This is a genomic window from Dactylosporangium sp. CA-152071, from assembly GCF_050936335.1.
GTDB classification, from domain to species: domain Bacteria; phylum Actinomycetota; class Actinomycetes; order Mycobacteriales; family Micromonosporaceae; genus Dactylosporangium; species Dactylosporangium maewongense.
This window is the reverse complement of record NZ_JBNJMZ010000002.1, coordinates 2574250-2581812: the sequence shown is the minus strand read 5'-3', so window position 1 is coordinate 2581812 and position 7563 is coordinate 2574250. Positions and strand designations below refer to the sequence as shown.

Annotated in this window: 5 protein-coding genes; 4 read left to right on the top strand and 1 reads right to left on the bottom strand. The window is 76.4% G+C overall.

All coding sequences use genetic code 11. The features are described from left to right. Positions 1-16: 16 nt before the first annotated feature. On the bottom strand, positions 17-1039 hold the full coding sequence (locus tag ACQEVZ_RS51675; protein WP_433382865.1) for an ABC transporter substrate-binding protein: 1023 nt from the start codon (positions 1037-1039) through the stop codon (positions 17-19). A gap of 152 nt (positions 1040-1191) precedes the next feature. Between ACQEVZ_RS51675 and panD the strand changes: the two genes are divergently transcribed. Genes panD through ACQEVZ_RS51655 form a run of 4 tightly spaced genes read left to right on the top strand, consistent with a single transcriptional unit; the run spans position 1192 to position 7548 of the window. Then, on the top strand, positions 1192-1644 hold the full coding sequence (gene panD / locus ACQEVZ_RS51670) for an aspartate 1-decarboxylase (RefSeq protein ID WP_433382862.1): 453 nt from the start codon (positions 1192-1194) through the stop codon (positions 1642-1644). A 37-nt stretch (positions 1645-1681) separates the two neighbouring features. After that, positions 1682-2020, top strand: coding sequence for a hypothetical protein (locus ACQEVZ_RS51665; protein WP_344500676.1), 339 nt, complete (start codon positions 1682-1684; stop codon positions 2018-2020). Between the two features lie 57 nt (positions 2021-2077). Next, on the top strand, positions 2078-2947 hold the full coding sequence (locus tag ACQEVZ_RS51660) for an alpha/beta fold hydrolase (protein ID WP_433382859.1): 870 nt from the start codon (positions 2078-2080) through the stop codon (positions 2945-2947). 32 nt (positions 2948-2979) lie between these two features. Further along, positions 2980-7548: a HEAT repeat domain-containing protein gene (locus tag ACQEVZ_RS51655; RefSeq protein WP_433382856.1), complete on the top strand. Its 4569-nt coding sequence runs from the start codon at positions 2980-2982 to the stop codon at positions 7546-7548. Positions 7549-7563 lie beyond the last annotated feature (15 nt).

Below are 7563 nucleotides of genomic sequence, written 5' to 3'. Positions count from 1 at the left end.
CTTGCATGGTCGCGGGTTACGCGGCGGCGAGGTCCGGGACCTTCGTGGCCGGGTCGTTGTCGGCGGCGGCGGCGAGCGCCGGCACCAGGATGTCGAGGGCGAAGAGCAGCGCGTTGGGGCCGCTGTAGGCCAGCGCGCCGGACAGCGGGGTCTCGAACGTCGTGTACAGGGCGCGGTCGGTGGTGACGACCTTCAGCTTGGCGAACACCGGCGAGGCGGTCATCGTGGCCTTGGTGGCGCCGTTGACGAAGAGGATGTCCTTGTCGAGCAGGTCGAGCCGCTCCTCGCTGATCTCGTCCTTCTCGGCCTGCGCGGCGAAGCCGAGCGCGTCGAACAGGGCGCGGCGCGGGTCCTTGGCGGCGATGAGCCAGTGCTGGCCGTTCTCCGGGCCGAAGTCCTCGACGAGCACCTTGCCGGCGAACTCGGGGTGCGCCTTCTTGACCTCGGCGAGCTTCGCGTTCACCTTGTCGACGAGGGCCTTCGCCTCGGCTGACTTGCCGAGCGCCTTGCCGGTGGTCAGCGTCTGTACGTCCCACGGGGTCTGCTCGTCGGCGTAGTCCTTCGACTGCACGACCGTCGGCGCGATCTGCGTGAGCCGGTCGTACGTCTCCTGGTTGACCGTCTCGTAGATGGCGATGATCAGGTCGGGCTTCTCCTTGAGGATGGCCTCGAAGTTGATCTCGGCGGAGAACGTCGGCAGCGTCTTGCCGCCCAGCGCCGACTTGACCCACGGGTAGTTCGGGTACTCGGTGAACCACTCGCGGGTGCTGACCGGCGTGACGCCAAGGGCGAGCACGAAGTCCTGGTCGTTCCAGCCGACCGTGAGGACCCGCTTCGGCTCGGACTCGATCTTCGTGGAGCCGAACTTGTGCTCGATCGTGACGGGGAACGCGGCCGGTGCGGCGGAGCCGCTGGGCGTCGCGGCGGCGGAGTCCTTCGCGTCGTCGCCGCAGGCGGCCAGGCCGGTCACGGCGAGCAGGGCGGCCGCGGCGAGCGCCGTGCGGCGCGACCACGTCCTGGGTCGGGGGGTGCGGGTCATCAATGCTCCTTGGAGAGTTCGGGGTCGCGGCCGCCGCGCCGGAGGGTGGCGCGCCGAGGCAGGAATGTAGGTTAGCATTGCCTAACTTAGGATGGGCTTTCATGTCCGTCCTTTCGGGACATCCATGTCTGCCCCTCGGAGAGGACGACTCAATGCAGCGCACCCTGCTCGGCGGAAAGATCCACCGCGCCACGGTGACCCAGGCCGACCTGCACTACGTGGGATCGATCACCATCGACAGCGCGTTGCTGGAGGCCGCCGGCCTGGTCGAAGGGGAGCAGGTGCAGGTCGTCGACATCGACACCGGCGCCCGCCTCACCACGTATGTGATCGAGGGTGCCCGCGACAGCGGGGTCATCGGCATCAACGGCGCCGCCGCCCGCCTCGTCTCGCCCGGCGACCTGGTGATCATCATGTCGTTCGAGCTGGTCGACGCCGCCGAGGTCGCCTCGCACCGCTCCCGCGTCGTCCACGTCGACAGGGCCAACCGCATCGTCGAGCTCGGCACCGACCCGGCCGCGCCCGTCCCCGGCGACCCCGACCAGCGCTCCGGCCGGGACGCCGGTCTGGACACTGCCGCGCCGGCCCTCGCCGCGAGCCGCTGACGTCATGGCCCCGCCGTGGGGGGACGACGCCTGCACGCTGACGGTGTGCCGCGACTGCTGCTGCGGCAGCACCGACAAGCACCCCGACGTCGACCACGACGCGCAGCTCGCCGCGCTGCGCTCCGGCGCCGGCCGGCACCGCGTCCGCGTCAGTGAGTGCCTCTCGGTCTGCGAACGCTCCAACGTCGTGGTGGTCCAGCCCTCCCGGGCCGCCCGCCGCGGCGGGGCCAGACCCGTCTACCTGGGCGACATCCTCGGCCACGACACCGTCGACGCGGTGGGCGCGTGGCTCACCGCCGGCGGCCCCGGCGTCGCCGAGATGCCGCCGGGGCTGCGGGACCACGAGTTCGACGCCGCGACCTGCGTCGGCTGCTGAAAACCGGCGTCGCGGCGGGCCTTCCCGAGATCGCGTCTCATCACCGATGCTGAGCCGATGGTCATCGCCCTGGCCCGCCGCGACGACGTCACCATCGCCTACGAGCGGCTCGGCCGGCCCGGCGGCGAACCCCTGCTGCTCATCATGGGGCTCGGCATGCAGCTGCTGTCGTGGCCCGACGAACTGTGCGCCGAGCTCACCGGCCGCGGCTACAGCGTCGTCCGCTTCGACAACCGCGACGCGGGCGAGTCGACGCACTGGTCGCAGGCCGGCAGCCCGGGCCTGTTCGACCTGCTGACCCGCCCACGGGCCGTGGCGCCGTACCGCCTGACCGACATGGCCCTCGATGCCGTCGCCGTCCTCGACGCCGTCGGCTGGCCCTCCGCCCACATCGCCGGCGCCTCCCTCGGCGGCATGATCGCGCAGACCCTCGCCATCGGGCACCCGGACCGCGTGCGGACGCTGACCTCCATCATGTCCACGCCGGCACCCCAGATCGGCCGTGCGCGGCTCGGCGCCCTCCGTGCCCTCGGCATCCCGCCGGCCACCACCCGCGACGAGGCCGGCGAGCGCATGCTCCAGGTCTTCACCGCCATCGGGTCGCCCGCCTACCCGCGCGACGAGGCGTGGCTGCGCGACGTCGGCCGCCGCGCGTACGACCGCGGCCACGACCCGGCCGGCGCCCGCCGCCAGCTCGCCGCCATCCGCGCCTCCGGCGACCGCCGCCCGGGCCTGGCCACGGTCCGCGTCCCGACGCTGGTCGTGCACGGCGACGCCGACCCGCTCATCCGCGTGGCCGGCGGGCACGCCACCGCCGCCGCCGTGCCCGGCGCCCGCCTCGTCGTCCACCCCGGCATGGGCCACGACCTGCCGCGCCCGCTGTGGACGCCGATCCTCGACGAGATCGGCGCCCTCACCGCCGCCTGATTCCGGTTGCGGGCCCGCATAGGATCGGGCCTGTGACCGAGCCGACGGATCCGCACGTCACGGCCGCTGTGGACCGGGGCGACGTGGACTGGCTCGCCGCACACGTCGACGGCACCGCCTGCCCGCCCGCGCTGCTGGCCCGGCTCGCCCGCCACGGCGACCCGTCCCTGCGCCTGCTCGCCGTGCAGTGGCTCGGCGCGCGGCTCATCGGCGGAGACGTCGACGAGGACCTCCTGCGGCTGCTCGGGACGGACGAGACGCCGGAGGTCGCGCTCGCCACGGCGACGCTCTTCCAGCGGCACGGCCGGCTGCCGCCGTCCGCCTGGCCCCGCTGGCGTGAGCACGGTCCGGTGGCGGTGGTGCGGGTGGCGTGGCTGCGGGCCGAGCTGCTGCACCTGCCGGGCCACCTTCCCGCCGAGCCGCCCGGCGAGCCGCTGCTCCAGGCGGTGGCCGGCCTGGCCTGCGCCGACGCGTCCGACCCGCCGCGGCTGCTCGACGAGCTCACCGGCCGCGACGACCCGGTCCTGCACGGCGCCGCGCTCCGCCTGTGCCGGGAAGGGCTGCGCGCCGCGGTGCTCGCCCCCGCCGCCGCCCGCCGGATCCTGGGGCGGCTCCTCGACAGCGGCACGCCGGCGGTCGTGGCCGGCGCGCTGACCGAGCTGGCCGAGCCCTGGGCCGCCGTCGACCCTGTCGCCCCGCACCGCCTGCGCGCGCTCCTGGCCCCCGCGCCCACCGGTCCCGCCGTTTCGCCGGCGGGCGTCGCCGGCACGGCGGATGTCGCATCGGCGGCGGTGGCGGCCGCGGCGCGGCACGGCCTCCGGGATCCGCTGCTCGACGCCGCCGCCGACGTCCGGGTGCCGCCCCGGGTCCGGCAGCGCGCGCTCGAAGCGCTCGGCGAGCTGCTCGACCGCGAGCACATTCCCGCCGTCGTCGGTCTCGGCGCCACCGATCCGTTGCTGCTGGGCCCGGCCGCTGTCGCCTGCCTCACCACCATGCACCACCGCGGGCTGATCGTCGCCGCCGCCGACGCCGCGGGGGTCGTGGGCCTCGCGCTCGCCGACCACGCGATTCCCGCCGGCGACGTCGCGGCGCTGCTGTACACGGCCCGGCACGCCACCCGCGCCGCACTCCTCGCCGGTCCCGCTTCCTGTTCCGTTCCCGGTTCGTCTGCCGGGGCTCATGACGGGAGTGGGGCGGACTGGGCGCGGCGGCTCGACCTGCTGGTAGCCCTCGCGCGGCAGGGGGCGCCGGACCTCGACATCGGCGGGGACGTCGCCGCGTTGCTGCCTCGTGCCGCCGAGCCGGAGCCGTTCCTGGCCGCGATCCGGGTGCTGCGCCACGCCCCCGCCGAGGACGCCGTGCTCGCCACCCTGCCCCGCGCGCCGGCCGCGGCGCTGCACGCTCTCGAAGCGGTCGGCGGTGACCGTACCGTCGCCGTGCTCGCCGACGGTCTCGCCCAGGACCTGCCGTTCCTGCGGCCGTGGCGGCACCAGGCGCTCGAGCTGTGCTGGCTGCTCCAGCCCGACCCGACCCGCCGGCACGCGCTGCTGCTGCGGCTCGACCCGGCGGCCCTGCCCGACCGGATCGCCGCCGACCTCGGCCGCCCCGACGAGCGCGAGCTCGCCGTCCTGCGCGCCCGCGCCACCCCCGACCGGCCGCTCCAGGCGCTGATCTGGCTGGCCGGCCACGCCGCCGCCGTGGACGACGTGACCGAACTGCTGGGCCGGATCGTCGCCGAGCTGGCCCTCGCGTACGACACCCGCGGGAACCCGCCGGACGAGCAGCACCGGCTCCCCGCCGACCTCGCCGCCGTCGACGCGGACCGGGACCGGCCGGCGGCCACGAAACGGATGCCGGTCGTGCCGCAGGAGGCGCTCGCCGCGCTGCAGGGGCTGGGCCGCCGCCTGTACCGCGACGGCCGCATCCGCCCCGTCTGCCTCCTCGACGCCGCCGACCACGCCGCCGACCACGCCGCCGACCACGCCACCTACCCGCACGGCGCCGCTGGAGGTCTCTCCGGCCCGCACGATGCGGCCGGACGCTTCGCCGGGCCGCCTGACGCCGCTCAGTTGGACGCCGGCGAGCGGGTAGCCGGTGACGCGTTCGCCGCGAGCGTCGCGCTGGACCTGCTCGACCGGCCGGGGGCGCCGCCGACCGAGCTGGCGGTGCTGCTCGAGCTGCTGGAGCGGGCACCGTACGAGCGGACCCGCGCCCGCACGCACCGGTTCCTGCGCCACCGCGATCCGCACGTGCGCAAACACGCCGTCGCGGTCCTCGCCCGCGACGGGATCGAGGCACTCGCCGCGACGCTGACGCCGCTCACCGCCGCCGGGGACGTGCAGACGGTCCGCCAGGCCCTCATCGCGCTCGGCCGGGCCGGCGCCCGCTGGGCCGGTCACGCCGTCGCCGCCTGCCTCGAACACCCGAACATGAACATCAAGAAGGCCGCGGCGGAGGCGCTGCGCACCACCGGAACCCCAGCCACGGTGCCGCACCTGCTCGGCTGGCTCGGCCGGCACGACAACCCCGGCCTGCGGGCCGCGCTGACCGCCGCGCTGCGGGCGATCCTCGCCGACGCGGCCGACGCGACCGTCATCGCCGCCTTCGAACGCTCCGGCGAACTCCCGCTGCTCGAATCCCTCGACGGCGCCCTGACCGCGCGGTCGGTCGCGGCGCTCACCGACCAGGGCTCGCCGGCCGGCCCGGCGCTGCTGCACCTCATCGCCGGCGGCCGGCTGCGGCTGCGGGACGGCGCCGCCGCCTCGCTCGCCGGCCGGATGGCGGCGCACGGCATCACCCAGTCGGCCGCGGCCGCCGTACGTGAGCCGCATCCGGACCTCGTCGCCCTGACCCGCGACGGGTGGCACGCCGGGACCGCCCGCCGGGTCGCCGCCGCCGAGGGGGAGCCGCCCGAGGCGCTGCTGCCCGGCCTGCGGCGGCTGCTGCCCGACTGGCTCAGGCTCGCGGCCGCCGAGCGGGACCTGCGCCCGTCCGTGCTGCGGCTGGTCGTGCGCTGCTGCCCGGCGCCGTGGACGCCCGAGGAGCGGATCGCGTTCGGCCGCGCGCGGTCCACTGTGGTCACCGGGGTGGGCGAACTGTCGCACGCCCCCCGCGACGCCCTCCTCGCCGTCCTCGAGGACCTGGCCCCGCACCTCACCCCCGCCGCGGCGCTGGACGTGGCGTCCAGGTTGCGGGCCGCGCCGCCCGCGCCCGCCGGCCTCCGCTCGACCCTCGCCACGCTGCGCCGCTGCGGCGCCGTCCTCACCCGCCACGACGTGGAACGCGCCCTCGCCGACGCCGCGCTCGGCGCCGACCCGTGGCAGGCCGAGACGCGTGTCCTGCGCGAGGCGTTCGGCGTCCCGCAGCAGGGCGAGGCGCTGCGCGAGGCGTCCGGGGCCCCGTGTCAGGGCGAGGCGCCGTCGCCGGGCATGGCGTCCGGCGGTCCGCCGTCCACAGTGGAGTCGCGGGAGCGCCTCGCGACCCTGATCGAGGCGTGGCCCGGCGCCGCCGCCGGCGAACGGCCCGCGCTGCTCGACCGGATGGTGGCCCTGCAACCCATTGACGCTCCACTGTGGACTCTCGGTGAGGAGGCCGGCCGCACAGGCCCGGCGCCGCGGACCCCGCACGACGGCGACCTCGACCAGCCCCGCTCGGCCGCCCTGCGCGACCGCCTCCTCACCATGCTCGACCACCCGCAACCCGGCACCACGCAGCGCTTGCGGGCGGCCGAGGCGCTGCGCTCGTGGCCCGAACCGGCCATCCAGCGTCGTCTGCTGCAGGTGCACCTGCATCGCGACGCCGACCTGCCGCCCACCCCGGCACTGGCCCGCGCGCTGACCCCCGAGGACCTGGCCGCCGACGCCCCTGTCCCGCGGCTGCACCAGGCGATGCGGCTCACACACTGGCTCGTGCCTGTGGACCTGCCGCCGTTCGTCCCGGCCCTGCTCCGGCTGCGCGACCATCCGGACCCGTCCGTCGTGGCCGCCGCCGGCACCGCGCTGCACCGGCTGCCGCGCTCCACGGCCGCCACCCTGCTCGGCGATCCGCCCGCGCCGTTGCTGCCGGAGCCGGCCGAGCCCCGGTTGCCGGCTGGGCTGCTGGACCGGCCGTCGGCGACGGTGCGCCCACCGACCCGCGACGAGCTGCTGCACCTCGCCCGCGACGGCGACGCCACGCGGATCCGCGTCGCCCTGGCCGGTCTGGCCGAGACCGGCGACGGGACCGGCCTGGCCGAGCTGCTCGGGGACCTGCTGCGGCACCCCGAGGCGAAGGTCCGCCTGCACGCCCACCGCGTGTCGCGCCAGCTGCTGGACCGGCCCACGTACCTGCGGCACAGCGAGGTCCTGCTCGCCGACCCGCAGCCGGACATCGTGCGCGCCGCGGTCCGCGCGGTCAGCGGCGCCGCCTGGGCACCGGCGATCGGCGCGGTCGTCGGCCTGCTGCTGCACCCCGACCCGACCGTCCGCCGCACCGCCGAGGCCGGCCTGACCCGCTTCGGCCCCGCCGCCGCGCCGGCGCTCACCAAGGCCGCCGCCCGCGCCCGCCCCGACCGCCGCGCCGCGTACACGAAGATCCTGACCGCCGTCACGACGCCCCGATAGCGCTCGCCGGCCGCC